Origin of the sequence: uncultured Nostoc sp., from assembly GCF_964247315.1 — a bacterium.
Classification (GTDB): Bacteria; Cyanobacteriota; Cyanobacteriia; order Cyanobacteriales; family Nostocaceae; genus Nostoc.
In genome coordinates this window covers 1-18,487 of record NZ_CAXTTT010000070.1, presented here as the reverse complement: position 1 = coordinate 18,487, position 18,487 = coordinate 1, and the positions used below count along the sequence as shown (strand labels likewise).

The window sequence follows — 18,487 nt, the reverse complement described above, 5'->3', positions numbered from 1 at the left end:
GTGTCTGGATAAATAAATGGTTGAAAGTTCTCAGGGTTTTCCGCATATTACGCTTAGGTTGACAACAGAAGGACGTGCTGCATCGCTACCAGGTGCATTAATAAGAAATCCAATAACAGTTGCTAATTTGGGTAATCGCCAAGAACATGGCAATAAACTAAAGGTTTCTATTGAAACCTTAATATTTGATTGGCAAGATACTCAAGAAAAACGTGAAGAAAAGAACAAATCTAAAGTTCTCTATCCTATCTCGCTTATTTTAAAGATAGATCCTTCTTATTTCGATGCAGATAGACTTAGAACATTTGGCATTGAAGTAATTGCTGAATTGGAGGATGGATATATTCTTGGTATTTCCCTTGATATAGAACTAAGTGAGTTCCAAAAAAAGATAGAAAAATTTATTAATAAAGAACGTGGTGGTAATAAAATTGCAGAAATTTGGGAAATTATAGATGGAAGTAGAAGACCCGAATATATTCTTGCCCAAGATTTAATAGAACATTGGAATCAAGTTAAAGATGACCAAATATATACTGTTGATGTAGGATTATCCTGTATAGGAAATAAAGATCAATTTACTGACTACCCAGTACAAAAAACTCATGAAAGTAACTATCAGTTTATTCAAAGAGTTAATAACTGGATTAACCAACGTAATTTATCCTATGAACAATGGGATAATATAAAATCTGAAATTGAGGAGCAATTTCTAGATTTTGTTCAAGATAAAACATATAATGGAGTAATCATAAAAAATATTGATGGACATATTTCTAAATCTGCTCATATACCAGACTGTTTCTTATGTAGAATTCAAATTTCCGGTAAAGGAATAAAAGATTTAGTTTTCAGTTTCCCATATATTTTTGATGTCAGTGAACCAAATGAATTTTTAGAACTTCTTCAAAAAGAAAAATTATATGATTCTTTCTTCCCCTTATTTCAACTAGAACCTCCAGAATTGAATGCTCCCAAAGTATGTATTATAGATAGTGGTATTCAAGAAAGACATCCATTACTAAAAGCAGCGATTGACTCAGTAAACTCTATATCTTGGGTTACTGGAGAGATAAATAAAACTGCTGATTATGTTAATGGTGGACACGGAACTAGTGTAGCCGGTGCTGTTCTTTATCCAAGAACTATACCTCGTACAGAAGGTAAAAACTGTATTTTCTGGATTCAAAATGCAAGAGTTTTAGATGAAAAATGTAAATTACCTAAGCAACTATTTCCACCTAATCTTCTAGATGAGATTGTAGGAATTTACCAAACACAAGCCGGAACAAGATTATTTAATCATTCTATCAATGCTTCTGTTCCTTGTAGAACTCGATATATGAGTGCTTGGGCGTCAGCTATTGATAATCTAACATGGCAAAATGATATTCTCTTTATTGTCTCAGCAGGAAACTTACCTCTAGATGGTAAAATAGGCTTTACAAGATTATCTGTCAAAGAACATCTTGCTGCAAATAGAATATATCCAGATTATTTACTAGATAGTTCTTGTAGAATTGCTGATCCAGCACAAAGTTTTCAAGCTTTAACGGTTGGTTCTATTGCTTCAATTTCTTATAACTTACCCCCCTATTCTTCTATTTCACAAAGTGATAAACCATCAGCATTTTCATGCTCTGGATTGGGAATTTGGAAAACAATTAAGCCAGAAGTAGTTGAATATGGTGGGGATTTAGTGAAAGATGAAGCTACACCACCAAATATCACTTTCCCTAAAGATGTTTGTCCCGAATTAGTAAGATCAACTTTGAACGGTGGCCCAGCGATTGGGGCTGATAAAGTTGGTACTTCTTTTGCAGTACCCAAAGTAAGCCATATTGCTGCACGTCTTGCTGCTGAGTTACCTAATGAAAGTTGCCTTCTTTACCGTGCATTAATAGTACAATCAGCAAGATGGCCAGAATGGATAGTGGGATATGGTGGCGATAAACTGCACATCCTACGTCAAATTGGTTATGGTCTTCCCGATGTTGATCGTGCTTTGGGTAATGCTCCCAATAGAATCACTTTGATGACAACAGGAGAGCGCCGTATTGTAGCTAAACAAGCTCATATTTACCAAGTAAAACTGCCAGAAAAATTACGTTCTCAAGGAGAGGCATTTAAGATTCTTCTGGAGGTTACTTTATCGTACAAAGCCCAACCACGTCGAACCCGTAGAAATCGCCGAAAATATCTTTCAACTTGGCTTGATTGGGAATGTAGTAAAAAAGGAGAAGATCCAGAACTTTTTAAGGCTAGAGTTTTGGAAGAGTTTGTTGCTCCAGAAGATGTAGAGAAGGGAGAAGGCCTTTTTAAATGGATGCTCGGCAAACAAAATCATCACGGAATAATTAAAGGTGTATCTAGAAGTGCAGGAACCCTTCAGAAGGATTGGGCTGTTGTAAATTCATTTGAACTCACGGAAGCATTTTCTATTGCGGTAGTTGGACATGAAGGTTGGAATAACGATCCAGAAGCTAGCGTTCCATACTCTTTAGTTATAAGCTTTGAAGCGATACAAACCGATGTTTCAATTTATACGTCTATTGTTGAGGCTCAAGTTGAAACAGAGATTGAACCACTGATAGAAGTTCAATCTATTGTAGGTAACTAAAGCGATCGCACCCCCGCTATTAAACATCTCCAGAAATTAAATATGCATTATCCAGAACCCTTGTAGAGATGTAGCAGTACTACGTCTCTTTTTCAGCAGATGCCTATTAAGATTTGTATTTATCCTGTTAAAAGTGAAAGTTCCTACAGAGGTAACATTATTTACCAACTTTTTTAGTTAAACTTAAATTCTCTGTGATATATTTATGTAATCAATAATACCCATAATGTAAATATTAAAACTTAGTATTATGTCTAGTCAAGAACAAAATTCCAACAAAGCATTTAAGCAAACGCAGGTTAGCCCAACAAAGAAGAAAGTACAACCTCCCTCAGACATCAAAAAACCAAATAAAACCGAATAAAAAGCATTAAAATTACTTGCAGAGAATTAAATTCAATTAATTCTCTGCAATTTTCATCAAAAATAAATCAGCTTATTTATTTTTTGCTTGAGTCTTTGCCTGTTCTAAAGCTATTTCTTTGATTGCCTGATATGAATTAACATTTGAAGTACCTTCAATAGCTTTAACTGCCAAATCCTGAACTTGTTTAGGAGCGGATTCAAGTTGTTTAGAAAGATTTTGAATTCGTGTCTCTTGATTAGTAATAGTTTGTTCTAAAGATTGCAGTCTTTGTTCATAGAAACGCTTTTGCCCTTCCACTTCCTTAGAATATAAATCTGATTTGACTTTAGCTTGGTAGTGGGCGATGCCTTTACCTTCTTCTGTAGCTTTTTTGATGGCTGCTTCTTTATCTTTCGGAAAAGCCTCTACCTTAGCTTTTAACTCTTCAAATTGTTTCTCTCTCTCAGAAATCGCTTTCTCTCGTTCAGCCCACAGCTTTTCTGTTTCTTGTAGTGATTCTTCTAGTTGCTTATACAGCGCTTTCTGCTCTTGTTCGTATTCGTCATTTTGCAGTTGACGCTGGAGTTCTAAATTATACTTATACTCTGTTGTATCGCGTTGCCGAGTTTTATTCAAGTTTTCATTCCGTTCTTTTATCGCCCGTTGCTGTTCCTCCTGTTCTTTTCCCCAAGTATTTCTTTGCTCTAGTATTTCTTGGAATAACACTTCAGAACGTCGGCTATATTCTTCCTGATAAGCTTTAGTATTATCTTCATAGGCTTGGATGAGAGTATCCAAGATATCATCAGAAATTTCTAAATTATGCAGCTGTGTTAATTGTTGGATTTCTTCTTCTAAAGTTCGCCTAATTTCTTCCAATTTAGAGGCTTTTGTGGTTAGCTGTTCCGATAATTCATTAGCAGCACTGCCAAAACCTAATTGAACCTTCGCCAAGCTTTCAATTGTATTGTTCATTTTTTGTTGGATACTAGAAAGCTGATTCATAGCTATTTTTTGTTCTAATTTAGGCTGTTCTTTAGTTCCAGACTGGTTTTCTTTGCCAACTTTATCAAGTTCTGATTTCAGTGCTGCTTTTTCTTTTGCTAACTCCTCATACGCTTGAAGAATTTCTACTTTAGTATTCTTATCAGTCGGTTTTTTCCCCACCACAACAAACCTCCTCTTCAGGAATTCAAAATTGTTAAGATGCTACGAATTCACAACTATTTAGGGTTAGAACTACCAAAAGCCCTCAGAGCTAAGTCTTGTGCTTGTTTTAATGCAGTTTGCAATTGAGCAGAAATGCCTTCTATTTGCTCAGACTGTTTCTTAATTGTTTCTTCCAGAGATTGAATTTTTTGTTCATAACTCTGTTTGTTCGATTCCCATTCTCTTTCAAGTAAATCAGCCTCAATTTTAGCTTTCTGGCTTGTTTCTTTAATTGCTTCTTCTCTAGCCTTCTTAACGGCTTCTTCAAGTTCGTTAGGAAATATAGTTACTTTTTGTTGATAATCTGCAAAGAGTGGTTGGCGTTCAGCGAGGATTTTTTCTCGTTCTGCCCAATTTTTCTCTTTTTTCTGAGAATTTTCTTGTATTTCCCTTTGTTGTTGGCGCTTTATCCCTTCGTAGCTGTCTGTATTGAGTTTACGAGTAGTTTCTAACTTATACTGAAATTCTTCTTGTTCTTGCTGGCGATCTTTGGCTAATAAATCATTATATACTTGGAGTTTTTCTTCATACTCTGCTTGTTCCTTTTGCCATTCTTTCCGCCTGATTGTAATTTCTTTCTCTAGCGCTTCCCTTTTGCTAATAGTATCTTGTTCGAGAATTTTTAGTTTTTCTTGGTGTTCTTGACTTAAAATGTCTAGAGTATCCGCTACAACTCTAATTTGTTGCAGTTCTTGTAGACGTTGAGTTTCAATTTCTATAGCTCGGTTCAATTCATCTAACTTGGAATTTTCCTGAGTTAGTTTTTCAGATAATCCGTTGAGAATACTGCCAAACTCCAATTGTAAATCAGCTAAACCTTTGACAATACTATCAACTGTATATGCAGAAGCTGCTTGCAGAATTCCTTGACTTTTTGCTTTTTCTGCTTCCTCTTGTTTGGTTGCTATTTTAGATTCAAGTTTTTTTCTTTGGATAATAATTTGTTGAAATGCTTGCATTAGTTGTTGTTTGCTGTCCTTGACTCCAACTGTAGTCATCTTCCAACTCCCTTCAATAGGCAAATTTTATTGGGTAGCAAGCCATACCAATGACTACCCTATGCAGACATCAGAGTAGCCTTTAAATCAACATTTTTAACGCGGTGGAAATACTGAAATCATCGCATCTAAGACTTAGTGGGTACGAATTTTCCACATATATGTCTTTCTGTTTTTCAGGTATAGTTTTCCCTTTGAGGTTTAGTAGTATATTTGTACTAAAGCAAATATACCTAAACTAATCTCCTCTGTCAAGATAATCCTTCATGCAATAATGTCTTTGGATCTTGTGAAGACAAAATTGAAAATTTAAAGTCCTTAATTAAAAAACTATTTAGAAGCTTGCAGGCACAGTGATTTATGATTTAAGAGACTGCTGTGGTATATGTTACTTTTTGTAAATAAAATCTAAAAGAATTAACCCTAGTAGAAGCGCGGTTGCAGTAAGGCGAGATAATAGAATTAATCATCCTAATTGATACAAGCACAGTCCTAGACTTTTGTGATATCAATGTATACCAGTGAATCGACCAAATACTCTGCCAGAACGGATATTGGACAAACCAGCCGTATTCTAGTAGTAGAAGATGAAGAATTAATCCAGGAAATGCTAGCTGTAGCTCTGGAAGAAGAAGGTTACGGGGTGATAACTGCCCCCGATGGGCGGTCTGCTATAGAGTATCTCAAAAGTTTTGAAACCAATTCAGGGGAACTTCCCTTCGATCTGGTCATTCTTGATTTGATGCTGCCGCAAATCAATGGGCTAGATATTTGCCGTTTGCTGCGTCATCAAGGCAACCCAGTACCGATTTTAATGCTCAGTGCTAAGGGTAGTGAAACTGACCGTGTTTTGGGGTTAGAGGTGGGTGCAGATGACTACCTGACCAAACCTTTTAGTATGCGCGAGTTAGTTGCTCGTTGTCGCGCTTTACTCCGCCGCCAACGCCTAAGTAATTTGCCACAAATACCTGTATTAAAATTTAAGGATGTCTCCTTGAATCCCCAAGAATGTCGCGTGCTGGTTCGCGGTCAAGAAGTGAGTCTTTCTCCCAAAGAGTTCCGCTTGCTGGAACTGTTTATGAGTTACGCTCGCCGGGTATGGTCACGGGAACAATTGCTCGATCAGGTTTGGGGGCCGGATTTCGTCGGCGATAGTAAAACTGTAGACGTTCACATTCGGTGGTTGCGCGAAAAATTAGAGCAAGACCCCAGTCATCCCGAATATATTGTGACTGTAAGAGGTTTTGGCTATAGGTTTGGATAATTAGTTGGGATAGTTGTTAGTTTTTAGTAGTCACCAAGAAACTAACAACTCAAATGCTTTTATTGGGATTTTTTCTAGGTTTAGCGGTAGGCATTGGGTTTTGGGTTTGGCAACAGGTTCAACTTAGTCGCTACCTGGGGCGCTTACTCCGACCGTTAACCTCGCATTCTTATAAGATGGTATTGCTGTTGATTCCTGGGTTGCGGCAAGAAATAGCAATGGTGAAACAGCAACAGCAAGATTTGCAGCAGTCGTTGCAAACTTACCAAGACCTCCTAAGTTTTGCCCCAGTGGGATATTTGCAAGTGGATGAGGAAAATCAACTGCTGTGGTGTAATCGACAGGCACAGGAAATTTTGTATCTGCAAAGGTGGCAACCAGAACAGGTGCGCTTGTTATTGGAGTTGGTAAGGTCTTACGAACTTGACCATTTAATTGAGCAAACTCGTGATAGGCAAAAACCACAAATGGGAGAATGGATATTTCATCCATCTTGTGATGATGCAGCAGAGATGGCAACAATCAAATCTCTAGCTTTGCGGGCTTCTAGCTTGCCTTTACCCAATGGACAAGTGGGAGTCTTTTTAGAAAATCGTCAACCCCTATTAGATATAAATCAAGTACGCGATCGCTCTTTTTCCGATTTAGCACACGAACTCAGAACGCCGCTAACTTCGATTCGCTTAGTTGTAGAAACTTTACAAAACCGTTTAGAACCGCCTTTAAATCGTTGGGTTAACCGCCTCATGCAAGAAGTTGATCGGCTGATTAACTTGGTGCAAAGCTGGTTAGAACTTACCCAAATGGAAGCAAACCCAAATATGCAATTGCAAGCTAAAGCTGTAGAATTGCGATCGCTCATTACATCTGTTTGGGAAACACTAGAACCCTTAGCACAGCGTCAACATCTGTCTTTTTCTTATTCTGGCCCAGAAAATCTTTGGATTAAGGCAGATAAAGCCCGGATTTACCAGGTTTTTCTCAATTTGCTAGACAATAGCATTAAGTACAGTCCTTCTGGTACAAGCATTTACCTTGAAGCGAAAATCTTATCAACAAAGGATAATGATTCTGCTTCCTCAATTTTGGAAATAAGTCTTATTGATTCTGGAGTCGGGTTTTCGGAGGCAGATTTACCCCACGTTTTTGAGCGATTTTATCGAGGAGATAAAGCGCGAACCCATTCCCCCCAAGATAGTAACTCCATAGGAGCGATCGTTGGTAATGGATTAGGATTAGCGATCGTTGAGCAAATTCTTCTCGCTCACGGTGGTTCAATCAAAGCGATGAACCATCCAGAAACTGGCGGTGCGTGGATGCAACTCCAATTTCCTGAAGTTATGGCAAACTCCCTAAGCCAAGACTATAGTTAGTAATATCTTCACCTTTGAGACAACAAGTGTGAAAGCTATCGATTATACTCCCAATCCGCAAAGACCACAACTCGCACGCGCCATTAGGCGCTTAGAACGGGATGTATTACGTATGGGTGCTTTGGTAGAACAATCATTTCGCCTCAGCCACCAAGCGTTATTTGCTCGTAACTTAACAGCAGCTGAGGAACTCCCCCGATTAGATAAAAAGATTGATCGCTTTTATAGACAAATCGAATCAGACTGTACGGCGATTATGACGCTACAAGCGCCTACGGCTCCAGATTTGCGCTGCTTGAGTGCCTTTATGCAGCTGGTGCGAGACTTAGAGCGCATTGGCGATTATGCTGAGGATTTAGCTGAAATTGCGATTAAAATTTTTCCTTACGCGCCTCATACGTCAATGCCCGACATTGAAGCTATGTCCCTTCACGCACAAGCGATGTTAGCAACCAGCTTAAAGGCTTTGGGAGATTTTGATGAAGCCGGTGGACGCCGTTTAAAGCATCTGGATGATACTGTAGACGATGCCTATGATCGCGTTTATCAGACTTTAGCTCAACAACGGGATGTGCCTGGTGTAGTCGAGCCAATTGTGCTGCTAGCACTGGCAATTCGTTGTCTGGAACGCATGGCAGATCATGCTACGAATATCGGTCAAAGGGTAGCATATATCGTCACCGGTCAACGCTCCTAATTGATATGCCGCCCAAATCCCCGACTTCTACCCTCCAAGTATCTGCAAGAAGTCGGGGATCTAAATCCAGCGATTTCGTAAGCGCCATTCCACCCTACTATCTTCATAATTATTTGCGCCTCCATACTTACTTGGTCTTTAGAAAATACCAAATAATTAAAAATAAGTTAACTAAATATTTTACTAAAAGCTTACCTATTCTTAAACTTACACAATTAAAGTAACGGATAAATAACTAAAAATTTTGGCTCTATCTCACTGATAGATACCTTAAGCAAAAGTTGTTGCCATCAGAAGATTTTAAGTTAGTCCCTAGCTCTGATTGAGCAGAATAGACTTTCAGATATACAGGTAAATTTTGATACAAATTATTAGAGTTTCTTAATCATTTAAATAGCGAGATTCCCTGATAATTATGTATTTACGGTTAATGATGTATTCCCTCAGTTCTACTTCAAACTCTTCTGCCTTGTCAAATAGCTCTGCTTTCAGCAGACAACTACCCCAGCAGATATTTACCCGTCGGGAGGTAATTCCACCTCAAAATAATGTACTTTGGCGGATTGAATACGGTGCAGTTCGTACCTTAACGTGGAGTGAAGATGGAACATTCATCACTCTCGGTTATTGGGGATTAGGGGATCTGATTGGCTATCCTTTATCTAGAGTCAAGCCCTACCAGATTGAATGTCTCACGGGTGTGGAAGTAAGCATTGTGCCACCTCATTTGTGGCATCAGAATATTAATGCTTTGTTATCTCATATTCAACAAGCAGAGGATCTACTAAGCATTATGCATCGAAAACCAATTTCGCTACGCTTATGGCAGTTTTTAGTATGGTTAAGTGAAAAATTTGGACGTGACGTAGATAAGGGCAAGCTAATTGATTTAAATGTTACCCATCAAGATATTGCTGAAGTCTTAAATACTACGCGAGTAACAGTTACCCGACTCTTACAGCAGTTAGAGGAAGAAGGAACAGTTTTACGTCACAAACGCCGCATTATTTTGCGCTTACCAAATAAATTAATTAAAAATTATAGTTCAGCAGTATGCTAACTAATTGCTTGTAATAATCACAGGATAAAGGTATAATCATTGCTGTGATTGTGTGTGAAATCCACAAAACAGAAGTGCTTAAAGCATTTTCTCATGGCTGGATTCTTGTAGGTGTGAGTGAAATTAAAAACATGACAAAACGATTCTGGAATCTTTTTAAGGTTAGTCCTTTTGTTTTAGCTGCTACATTTTTCGTTGCTAATAGTGCTTTAGCTGCTGAAGTCAACGAACAGGTAACAAATGTTGGCCAGTTATCTGAAACTCAAGAGTCTAACGAAATGAGTCAGGTAACATCAGTTTCTCAGTTTTCGGATGTGCAGCCTACAGATTGGGCGTTCCAAGCTTTACAATCTCTTGTTGAGCGCTACGGCTGTATTGCAGGTTATCCTAACAGTACTTATCGTGGGAACCGTGCTTTAACCCGTTATGAATTTGCCGCAGGTTTGAATGCCTGTTTAGACCGGGTTAACGAACTGATTGCTACAGCTACTGCCGATTTAGTCAGCAAACAAGATTTAGCTACTTTACAGCGTTTACAAGAAGAATATTCTGCTGAATTAGCAACTCTGCGCGGTCGTGTTGATGGACTAGAAGCCCGCACTTCTGAGTTGGAAGCTAATCAGTTTTCCACTACCACCAAGTTGGTTGGAGAAGCAATTTTCGCCGTGTCTGATGTTTTTGGTGACACTAGAGCAGTTCCTGGTGGTGCTCCTACTCAAGACTTGAATTCTAACACCACTTTTAGCGATCGCGTTCGTTTGAACTTGTTGAGCAGTTTCACTGGTACAGACCAGTTGCAAATCCGCTTGAGTGCTAACAATACCGTTTCTAATGTTGGTAGCGTTGTTGGTGGTGTTGCAACCGGTACTGGTACTAACATGAGCCGCTTGGCTTTTGATGGAGATAACGGCAACGCTGTTGTGATTGATAAAATCAACTACGCTTTCAACTTTTCTGACGCGGTGCGTGTCAAAGTTGACGCTAGTGGTGGTGAATTATGGGAAAACGTAAACCCCTTCAACCCTGATTTTGCAAGCTCTGCTAGAGGTGCACTCTCTCGCTACGGACGTTTTAGCCCGATTTACCGTCAAGGTCAAAATTCTGCTGCTTTGACTGTTACTTTAAATCCTAACAAAGCTATCAGTTTGACTGGTGCTTATTTAGCACCTTCAAGTGGTGCTGGTAATGTCTTTGGTGCTAATAATCCCGGTCTTAATAATGGGCTGTTCGATGGTGATAACACCATCTTCGGTCAATTAACTTTCAAACCTAGCAAAGCCTTCAATATTGGTCTCACCTACGCCCGTAGTTACTTCGCTGGCAATGCAGTTAATAGTCTCTTCCAAGGAACAGGTAGCGCTTTTGCCAATAATCCCTTTGGGGCTGGTACTCGCACTGAATCCAATAACTATGGTATAGAAGCTACCTTCCAACTAGGCTCTACCTTGGCTATTAGTGGTTGGGGGGGTTATACAACTGCTGATGCTCTTACAGGTGCTAATGCGGGTACAGACGCAGATGTTTGGTACTGGGCTGGATCGCTTGCTTTGAAAGACTTTGGTGGAGAAGGCAATGTTTTAGGTATCATATTTGGTCAACCACCCAAAGTTACTGGTGGTAGCATCAAAAATGTTGTCGGCAATACTACCTTCGACGACAGTACTTCTTATCACTTAGAGGGTCTTTACAAGTACAAGGTTTCCGATAATATTCAAGTAACACCTGGCTTGTTGGTAATCTTCAATCCAGAGCACAACGACGCTAACGACACTGAATATGTAGGTACTTTACGTACTACCTTCACCTTCTAAAATTGGTGATGAGATATAAAGCTCAGAATTAGATAAACAAAACCCCACTTTTAGGTGGGGTTTTGTTTAGGAAGAAAATTAGCTATGTAGGATTATAATCTGGCTGATTGGATATATCTTTTGGCGGGCGATCGCTACTCCAAGCCCACCACACAGAACCACAGTGACAGTAGTAGAACTCTTGCCATTTGCGACGACGGTCTTCTGTAAGTACAGGCGATCGCCGATTTAGCCAAACTTTTTCAGCTTCTAGGCTACTTGAGTGGCAGTTAGGACAGCAAAAATTGTATGCATGTATTGCCTTATTTGTCCATTCAGGTGGGAGGGTAGCAAAAGCGTCCATGTAGTTACAAATATAGTCTTAATGTCAAGCCAAAACTTCGAGATTTTCAATTTGGCGGCAAACGAATACTATAAAATCCCGCCACACTATCAAACTGCTTCATCAATATTTTTATGGCTCGATCTGAATTTATTCAAGACAGCCAGAGCATCTCATAAATCAAAGGTTAACATGAAAAGTTTATTTTTTACACACCTAGTACGCTACAGCGTAAATAGAGCAACCATTTAAAATCCCTAAAGAGCTTATTCCATAATACTTTTGACTTTTGACTTTTGATTTTTGACTTCCGCCTTGCGGTACTAGTTACTATGCACATTATGGCTAATAATTAAATTTATGGAGCCAAATGTTGAAATTCGCCGTTTGTTAGATGTGATGCCTGCTTCGGGTCGGATGACGACAAAAATCGTTAGTAAGCCAGAGCAAGCAAAAGTGATTGATGCTTCCTTTCCCCAACCCTGGAACCAAGCGCGACCGATATATATTAATTTTGATTTGTGGCGTCGTTTGCCAAAGCCACAACGAGATTTGCTGCTGTTGCAGATGGTTAGCTGGTTGACGGGGGTGAAGTGGTTTAAACCCGACATTTATCAAGGCGTGGTATTAGCTGGACTGTTAGGCGGATTCTTGGAAGCAGCACAGTCAGATGTCGTGGGCGTTGCTGTAGCTGGGGGATTAAGTACGATCGCTGCTTGGAGGATCTGGCGTACTAATAAATCTCAAAAGTCAGAGTTAAATGCCGATGCAGCCGCAATTAAGATCGCACAACGGCGCGGTTATTCAGAAGCTGAAGCAGCACAGCATCTGTTATCTGCAATTGAAGCTGTAGGCAAAATTGAAGGGCGTTCCAGTTTCAATTTTACTGAGTTGATTCGTTGCCAAAACTTACGAGCGATCGCAGGTTTATCACCAGTAGGTGTACCAGAAAGTTATGATAAGTAGAATAAATGTCTCTGTCGCCCATTTGTAGCAACATTTAAACTGAAAGGTGTTTATATGAGTTTTTAAGAGCAATTAATCAAAAACCTCTAAATTTCAGATGAGGTTTTGGTCATGTCTAAGCTTAATTTCTCGCTTTTTAAACTCCAGCAAGCTTTCAGTAACAACTGTGGCTTTGTGCATTTAGACCAACACTTCTAGTGTTTAGGCAAGAAAATGCAATCCATGAGGCTCAAACTGGCTGCAATCCATGAGGCTATTCTACACTGGAATAAGAGATGTGTGTTTAACTTACTTAGATATGAAAAACTGGGGAGTTTTGTCATACCTTCTCGGTGTCGCTGATGAGGTGATTACCTCCTGTGGTAAAACTTAACTTAAATTCTGTCAGTTACTAACGGAGTTGATAGGAATGGGTACCTTAATTTTTATTGGCTTGATAGTGGTTTACGGAGGCGGGGCTTGGAAGTTTTGGAATGGGTTTGGACGGACTAATTTTAATCCAACTTTCACCAATCGGATTGGTTTATCTTTGCTATGGCCAGCTTTGTTTATTACAAATCAATCTTATCGTCGAAACTTTAGAAAGGCGTTGAAGGGCTAGGGATTACTATTAAACCTAACGTCATCCGATCTGACGGGGCATATATCTCAAATAAATATAAGCCAGCAACCTCCCCTCCCTAATAGGGAAAAGAGGTTGCTGCTTTTAGGAAGGAGAGGAATTAGGGAGGGATAAGTGCGTTAACTGCTGGTAAAGTATTTCAGTTGATGAATTTACGAATTATTTGTCTAATACATGGATTGCTCCACCTATAACTCCACCTTCAATAGCATTGCCAACGGTATGTTTGCCATCACCAGTAATTGCACCAGTCAATGCATTAGCCCCTGCCCCGACTGCGGCATCTTGACCAAGGTTCCGACGATGACGATTGCTTCTGAGACCATTCGCACCATTGACAGCTGCACCAGTAGCACCACCTTTTGCAGCATTGCCTAATATACTACCATGTCCCCTAATACCTCCCGTTATTACACCGACAGCAGCCCCAATACCTACATCTTTTAGTATATGGTCATCAGCAGCAGCGGGTTTTGCGGGAACTAAGGTAACACCAGCTAAACTGGCAGCCATCAGACCGGGTAGAAGTGTGCGCTTTAGGATATTATTCATTATCTTACCTTCTCAAAACATCAAACAATTGGCTAAAAACCAAAGTTACTGAAGTTGTATGAAATCTAATTTTTTATCTAAACAACAGCAACTATTTATTGTTTGAGAACATATATATAATCGCATTTATAAAGTCATAACTGCATCTACTGAAAGCATGAATATAGATTCAGTCCATAGAGGGCCTTGCTGATTTATGAAACTATACAAGGAATTGCACCTTGACAAAATAAAATCAATATGCAGTTTAGATTTTTTCACTACTAGCAGGGGATTTATAATGATAAATCGCGTAGTGTTTACCTTATCTATCTAAAGATAGTTGCCAAAATAATTAAACTAACTAGTCGAGGCTAATATTTAATTCTCTTAGTTTAGTAGCCAAGCGTTGCGACCGCTCCCATCCTGTTTGTAGCAAATTACCCTGATTATCCCACCAGCGCAACCAGGGTAATTCTAGATTTTGATAGCGGACTTCCCAAGAAAATGTTAAGCAAAGCTAGAAAAACCGAGATTCGGTGGAATATCCTGAATCCGCCCAGGCCCGATCGCTCGTAATGCTTCTTTAAGTAAAATATCCCCAGTATACAAAGCACGTCCAACAATTACACCAGTCACGCCTTGAGGTTCTAACGCCAACAAACTCAACAAGTCGGTGACAGAACTTACTCCGCCAGAGGCAATTATCGGGATGGAAATTGCTGCTGCAAGTTCTCGCAAAGCTTCTAAATTTGGGCCTGTGAGTGTACCATCCCGGTGGATATCTGTGTAAATTATGGCGGCTGCACCCAATTCTTGCATTTGTACAGCCAGTTGAGTTGCTAAAACTTCCGAGGTTTCTAACCAGCCGCGAGTTGCAACTAGGCCGTTACGGGCATCAATACCGATAATAATCTGTTCGGGAAATTCTTCACAGAGTTCTTGCACTAACTGGGGTTGTTCTACGGCGATAGTGCCGAGAATCGCCCACTGTATGCCTAGATTGAAGACTTGTTGCACGCTGGTGCGATCGCGCAATCCTCCACCAATTTCAATGGGTACTGACACTGCTTGAGCGATCGCTTCAATTGCCCCCAGGTTTACTACTTTACCTGCTTTTGCACCGTCTAAATCAACTATATGCAATCTAGTCGCACCTTCATCTACCCACTGTTTGGCAACATCAGCAGGATTTTCGCTAAAAACTTGCGAGCGATCGTAGTCTCCCTGATACAGTCGCACACAGTGACCTTTTAGTAAATCAATCGCTGGAATTACGTCCATTTAACTCTTCCTCATTGCAATCAAAACGCTATCTATCGCTGAATTTACTATTTTTCATTTTTCATTTTTAATTGCCTTACAGCTTGCCCAAAACCCAGCACAAGCAATATGTTAGAAAGCGTCAAAAATAGTTCTGCACCAGCGTGCAACCAATCCACATTGGCTAAAGACTTACCATAATGCAATACAGCATAAATCCCCGCCGGGATGGTAATGGCAACAAAAACGAGAGTGCCGTAAAATCCATACAGCGCCAAACGCGGCATTTGCGGACTGCGGCTGATAAACCACAAGAAACCCAAATAGGGAAACAGTGAAAGTGCAAACAGGGTTTCTTTAGAAATCATTGCTCTGATTTAATAGGTTTTGGTTCAACAGTGTTGACAGATTGGGTAGAACGCCAAATCAAAAACGCGGCTGCCCAAAGCGTAAAATTACCAACTAAAGTCATGGTAGCTTGAAGCGTTACCAGCCATTCCAGAGATTCGGCGTTGTCGAAATAATGCCAGGTACAAGCACACATAGCGCTGACTAAAGCTGGTAACATGGCAAGGGATAATCCCCACCAGCTGCGGTTATTAGTGAGCTCGCCGTAAGTCCAGATTAACCAAATGGCAACAATCCACTCAATAACGCTAGAAACATGAATAATCCAGGTGGGAATCGAAAGGGTGTGCATACAGTTAGGAGTGGGGAATAGCACTGTCAAGGTGATATGTAGCTTGAATTTTATATTTATTTAAACAAAATCTTTACTTGTTCTTTTAGAATTTTAAAAATTCCGAGTTCAGAAGCTCAACGTCCGAGTTCAAAGGTTCAACTTCCGAGTTGAGAAGCTCAACGTTAGATATCTGAGGGAGTTCTAACTATCTTCTGCACTATGCAAAATAGAATTTGAGAATGAGTTTACCATCTGTATCGGGGACAGAGATTCATTTAACAATAGCTATTAATCCAAAATCCAAAATCCAAAATCTAAAATGGTCAAGATGCGGGCATTATTGTCTGGGTATTACGGTAAAGGTAATGGTGGTGACGAAGCTTTGTTAGCAACGCTTTTGCAAATGTTACCACCTGATGTAACGCCTGTGGTGCTTTCTGGTAATCCAGAGGAAACGCGCGATCGCTACAATGTAGAAACCTACGATCGCATGGCTCCCTTACCTGTACTACAAGCTTTACGCTCATGTGATGCCTTGATTTGGGGCGGCGGGAGTCTCATTCAAGATGTTACCAGCACTATTAGCCCATTTTATTATGGGGGGCTGATGGCATTAGCGCAGAAAATGGGTTTGAAAACTGTTGCTTGGGCGCAGGGTATTGGCCCGTTAGTGCGTCCGCAAACTCGTTGGTTGGCAAAGCAAACCTTTAGTAATTGTACCAAAATTAGTGTCCGCGATCGCGCCAGTGCGGCTTTATTATCTGATTGGCAAATTCCTTGTATTATAGCTCCTGACCCGGTTTGGGCGTTGGAATCTAAACCAGTACCTGGGCTTTGGGATTTACCTGCGCCGAGAGTTGCGGTAACGTTGCGATCGCATCCCCAACTTACAGAAATACGTCTAGCAAACTTAACTCGCGCTTTGGTAGATTTTCAAAAAGCTACGCAGACTTTTATTCTACTACTGCCGTTTCAAAAAAGTGAAGATTTAAGTATTGCTGAAGCCATTCAACCACATCTTAAAGATGTTAGCCAGATTTTATGTCTGGAAGATCCGCAACTTTTAAAAGGTGTGTTTCGTGGCGTAGAAATGGCAATTGGGATGCGCCTGCACAGTTTAATTATGGCTGCATCTGTTGGTTGTCGCTGCTTTGCTCTCAGTTATGACCCCAAAGTAAATCGCCTCATGGAAGACTTGGAAATGCCGGGATGGGATTTAGTTAGTTTACCAGATGACCCCAATTTGATTAGTCTGACTTGGATGGAGCATTACGCTAATGGCGATCCGTTATCACCTGAGCAAATACAATCTTTAGTAGATAGGGCATTAATGCACCGCGAGTTATTGAGCCACGCTTTATGTAATAAGTAAGATTAAGCAATGATACCGAAGAAAATGCAAAACTTCTATAAATTATGCACTGTACAAAATAATCATGTTGTGTATCAACGTAAATACCTTTTTTTCAGCCTTTTATTAATGATTATTTTGGTAGGAAGAGAGTAATTGTAAAAATTTTGTAAGGTAATTATGAAAATACTTAAGTATTTATCATCAAAATTGATTTCGGCGATATTATTTAGTAAACACTAAAATAATTATTGAGATAATTCTGATGATCAGCTTTGGCTTTTGGAACCTAATTATACTAATTTTAGTTGCTTGGGTTCTTAAAAAGAACTGGGGATTAGATGATGAACAGGTAGCCTGGAAAAATTCTTTATTCTTAAAATCTTCTGTGATTCAACAGTTGATAAAATTTTTTCGTAAACCAATTGTTAACTTTATCGTCCAAGCAGGTGTTGTATTAGTCGTTACAAGATTTCTCTGTTATACAGGTTGGCTAGTTTATTTCCTAAATCAACCACATCCACCCTTATGGGATTTTAAGTCGTATTATGTGGCGAGTGAATTGGCTCATCAGCATTTGAGTCCCTTTAATGTCGAGATTTTTAACCAAAGTTTCTGTACCATAACTAAGGTGTGTGGATTTATTCCACCGTTTGTCTATCCACCTAATATTATTCCTCTGGTCTGGTTTCTCGGTTATTTTTCGATCAATACTGCATTTACAATCTCGATTGTGATGCATATATTAGCAATCGGTTTGGCCTTATGGGGAGCGAATATCCTGCTGGAGTCAAAGTCGCCAGCTTTGAGAACTATTTGTACAATCTCGGTTGCCTTGATTTATGGCTTAGTTCGCGATTTTCAAGTTGGTAATATTGCTATTTTTATCGCAGTTCTGATCTTATGGATGTTTATCTTGGCTAGAAAAAATCAAGATATTCCAGCAGGAATTTGCTTGGGACTTGCCCTTTGTAAACCAACATTAGCTGCATTATTCATTTTGTATTTTCTACTTAAAAAACGGTTTTCTCTAGTTTTTGTATCTGTTGTCACAATCACTTTTCTAGCACTTTTAGGTCTAGCTTTGACGGGCAATTCTTTGACACAATTCCTGTCAGATTCCACTCAGGGATTCTCACTCTGGCTAAAAGATCCATCAGTTAACCCTTATATTTCGATCAGTCGTCTCGATTTGATGGTTGTGGGTCCAAGATTATTCCCTAATAACCCATTCTTTGCCGAGCTTTTGTCAAATATAATTGTTCTGATACTTGTTAGTTGTGTCGGTTGGTATTTGTATCTACAACAATCTTTTACAGGGGAGCATCCCACTTTTTATTTAGGGAGCAAAGATTAATCCATTAAGGTAGGC

The 18,487-nt window shown here is 39.6% G+C and carries 17 protein-coding genes; 10 read left to right on the top strand and 7 right to left on the bottom strand.

All coding sequences use genetic code 11. The annotated features are described in order from the left end of the window. Positions 1–16: 16 nt before the first annotated feature. Positions 17–2,620, top strand: coding sequence for a S8 family peptidase (locus ACFE93_RS20480; RefSeq protein ID WP_375475654.1), 2,604 nt, complete (start codon positions 17–19; stop codon positions 2,618–2,620). A 436-nt stretch (positions 2,621–3,056) separates the two neighbouring features. Here ACFE93_RS20480 and ACFE93_RS20475 read toward each other — a convergent pair whose 3' ends face one another. Further along, on the bottom strand, positions 3,057–4,136 hold the full coding sequence (locus ACFE93_RS20475) for a hypothetical protein (protein WP_375475652.1): 1,080 nt from the start codon (positions 4,134–4,136) through the stop codon (positions 3,057–3,059). Positions 4,137–4,189: 53 nt separating this feature from the next. Then, the gene (locus ACFE93_RS20470) at positions 4,190–5,173 is read right to left on the bottom strand and encodes a hypothetical protein (RefSeq protein ID WP_375475650.1); all 984 of its coding nucleotides are present in this window, start codon (positions 5,171–5,173) and stop codon (positions 4,190–4,192) included. Positions 5,174–5,684: 511 nt separating this feature from the next. Here ACFE93_RS20470 and ACFE93_RS20465 point away from each other — a divergent pair. The 5 genes from ACFE93_RS20465 to ACFE93_RS20445 all read left to right on the top strand — a co-directional run bounded on the left by ACFE93_RS20465 (position 5,685) and on the right by ACFE93_RS20445 (position 11,378). After that, positions 5,685–6,437, top strand: a complete 753-nt coding sequence (locus tag ACFE93_RS20465; RefSeq protein ID WP_292872975.1) for a winged helix-turn-helix domain-containing protein — start codon at positions 5,685–5,687, stop codon at positions 6,435–6,437. 53 nt (positions 6,438–6,490) lie between these two features. Beyond that, positions 6,491–7,810 (top strand): sensor histidine kinase, encoded by a 1,320-nt coding sequence (locus ACFE93_RS20460; RefSeq protein ID WP_375475648.1) that lies wholly within the window; start codon positions 6,491–6,493, stop codon positions 7,808–7,810. A gap of 28 nt (positions 7,811–7,838) precedes the next feature. Beyond that, positions 7,839–8,507 carry a phosphate signaling complex protein PhoU gene (gene phoU / locus ACFE93_RS20455; RefSeq protein WP_375475646.1) on the top strand — a complete coding sequence of 223 codons (669 nt, stop codon included), beginning with the start codon at positions 7,839–7,841 and terminating at the stop codon, positions 8,505–8,507. 430 nt (positions 8,508–8,937) lie between these two features. Then, positions 8,938–9,567, top strand: coding sequence for a Crp/Fnr family transcriptional regulator (locus tag ACFE93_RS20450; RefSeq protein ID WP_375475697.1), 630 nt, complete (start codon positions 8,938–8,940; stop codon positions 9,565–9,567). Positions 9,568–9,698: 131 nt separating this feature from the next. Beyond that, a complete protein-coding gene (locus ACFE93_RS20445) occupies positions 9,699–11,378 on the top strand; it encodes an iron uptake porin (RefSeq protein ID WP_375475695.1) in 1,680 nt (559 codons plus the stop codon). An 82-nt stretch (positions 11,379–11,460) separates the two neighbouring features. On the opposite strand, the gene ACFE93_RS20440 is transcribed toward ACFE93_RS20445, so the two are convergent. Further along, positions 11,461–11,721, bottom strand: a complete 261-nt coding sequence (locus ACFE93_RS20440; RefSeq protein ID WP_104906465.1) for a hypothetical protein — start codon at positions 11,719–11,721, stop codon at positions 11,461–11,463. Positions 11,722–12,060: 339 nt separating this feature from the next. On the opposite strand from ACFE93_RS20440, the gene ACFE93_RS20435 reads away from it, so the two are divergent. Together ACFE93_RS20435 and ACFE93_RS20430 are read left to right on the top strand one after the other, a co-directional pair. After that, positions 12,061–12,666 (top strand): DUF3318 domain-containing protein, encoded by a 606-nt coding sequence (locus tag ACFE93_RS20435; RefSeq protein ID WP_375475644.1) that lies wholly within the window; start codon positions 12,061–12,063, stop codon positions 12,664–12,666. Positions 12,667–13,075: 409 nt separating this feature from the next. Next, positions 13,076–13,267: a hypothetical protein gene (locus tag ACFE93_RS20430; protein ID WP_292872983.1), complete on the top strand. Its 192-nt coding sequence runs from the start codon at positions 13,076–13,078 to the stop codon at positions 13,265–13,267. 180 nt (positions 13,268–13,447) lie between these two features. Here ACFE93_RS20430 and ACFE93_RS20425 read toward each other — a convergent pair whose 3' ends face one another. The 4 genes from ACFE93_RS20425 to ACFE93_RS20410 all read right to left on the bottom strand — a co-directional run bounded on the left by ACFE93_RS20425 (position 13,448) and on the right by ACFE93_RS20410 (position 15,782). After that, the gene (locus ACFE93_RS20425) at positions 13,448–13,840 is read right to left on the bottom strand and encodes a hypothetical protein (protein WP_375475642.1); all 393 of its coding nucleotides are present in this window, start codon (positions 13,838–13,840) and stop codon (positions 13,448–13,450) included. A gap of 489 nt (positions 13,841–14,329) precedes the next feature. After that, positions 14,330–15,103, bottom strand: a complete 774-nt coding sequence (gene hisA / locus ACFE93_RS20420; protein ID WP_375475640.1) for a 1-(5-phosphoribosyl)-5-[(5-phosphoribosylamino)methylideneamino]imidazole-4-carboxamide isomerase — start codon at positions 15,101–15,103, stop codon at positions 14,330–14,332. A 47-nt stretch (positions 15,104–15,150) separates the two neighbouring features. Beyond that, positions 15,151–15,450, bottom strand: coding sequence for a DUF3593 domain-containing protein (locus ACFE93_RS20415; RefSeq protein ID WP_375475638.1), 300 nt, complete (start codon positions 15,448–15,450; stop codon positions 15,151–15,153). Beyond that, positions 15,447–15,782 (bottom strand): DUF2499 domain-containing protein, encoded by a 336-nt coding sequence (locus ACFE93_RS20410; protein WP_104906457.1) that lies wholly within the window; start codon positions 15,780–15,782, stop codon positions 15,447–15,449. The genes ACFE93_RS20415 and ACFE93_RS20410 overlap by 4 nt, the downstream gene beginning before the upstream one ends. Positions 15,783–16,092: 310 nt before the next feature. On the opposite strand from ACFE93_RS20410, the gene csaB reads away from it, so the two are divergent. After that, complete coding sequence (gene csaB / locus ACFE93_RS20405; protein WP_375475692.1) at positions 16,093–17,136, top strand: polysaccharide pyruvyl transferase CsaB; 1,044 nt, start codon at positions 16,093–16,095, stop codon at positions 17,134–17,136. A gap of 244 nt (positions 17,137–17,380) precedes the next feature. Then, positions 17,381–18,472: a glycosyltransferase family 87 protein gene (locus ACFE93_RS20400; RefSeq protein WP_375475636.1), complete on the top strand. Its 1,092-nt coding sequence runs from the start codon at positions 17,381–17,383 to the stop codon at positions 18,470–18,472. Positions 18,473–18,487: the final 15 nt, after the last annotated feature.

What these genes read in the sequence shown, in the direction of transcription:
- ACFE93_RS20480 (WP_375475654.1), top strand. Translation starts at nt 17, where the DNA reads ATGGTTGAAAGTTCTCAGGGTTTTCCGCATATTACGCTTAGGTTGACA.
- ACFE93_RS20470 (WP_375475650.1), bottom strand. Translation starts at nt 5,173, where the DNA reads ATGACTACAGTTGGAGTCAAGGACAGCAAACAACAACTAATGCAAGCA.
- ACFE93_RS20465 (WP_292872975.1), top strand. Translation starts at nt 5,685, where the DNA reads ATGTATACCAGTGAATCGACCAAATACTCTGCCAGAACGGATATTGGA.
- ACFE93_RS20460 (WP_375475648.1), top strand. Translation starts at nt 6,491, where the DNA reads ATGCTTTTATTGGGATTTTTTCTAGGTTTAGCGGTAGGCATTGGGTTT.
- ACFE93_RS20450 (WP_375475697.1), top strand. Translation starts at nt 8,938, where the DNA reads ATGATGTATTCCCTCAGTTCTACTTCAAACTCTTCTGCCTTGTCAAAT.
- ACFE93_RS20445 (WP_375475695.1), top strand. Translation starts at nt 9,699, where the DNA reads ATGACAAAACGATTCTGGAATCTTTTTAAGGTTAGTCCTTTTGTTTTA.
- ACFE93_RS20440 (WP_104906465.1), bottom strand. Translation starts at nt 11,721, where the DNA reads ATGGACGCTTTTGCTACCCTCCCACCTGAATGGACAAATAAGGCAATA.
- ACFE93_RS20435 (WP_375475644.1), top strand. Translation starts at nt 12,061, where the DNA reads ATGGAGCCAAATGTTGAAATTCGCCGTTTGTTAGATGTGATGCCTGCT.
- ACFE93_RS20430 (WP_292872983.1), top strand. Translation starts at nt 13,076, where the DNA reads ATGGGTACCTTAATTTTTATTGGCTTGATAGTGGTTTACGGAGGCGGG.
- ACFE93_RS20425 (WP_375475642.1), bottom strand. Translation starts at nt 13,840, where the DNA reads ATGAATAATATCCTAAAGCGCACACTTCTACCCGGTCTGATGGCTGCC.
- hisA (WP_375475640.1), bottom strand. Translation starts at nt 15,103, where the DNA reads ATGGACGTAATTCCAGCGATTGATTTACTAAAAGGTCACTGTGTGCGA.
- ACFE93_RS20415 (WP_375475638.1), bottom strand. Translation starts at nt 15,450, where the DNA reads ATGATTTCTAAAGAAACCCTGTTTGCACTTTCACTGTTTCCCTATTTG.
- ACFE93_RS20410 (WP_104906457.1), bottom strand. Translation starts at nt 15,782, where the DNA reads ATGCACACCCTTTCGATTCCCACCTGGATTATTCATGTTTCTAGCGTT.
- csaB (WP_375475692.1), top strand. Translation starts at nt 16,093, where the DNA reads ATGCGGGCATTATTGTCTGGGTATTACGGTAAAGGTAATGGTGGTGAC.
- ACFE93_RS20400 (WP_375475636.1), top strand. Translation starts at nt 17,381, where the DNA reads ATGATCAGCTTTGGCTTTTGGAACCTAATTATACTAATTTTAGTTGCT.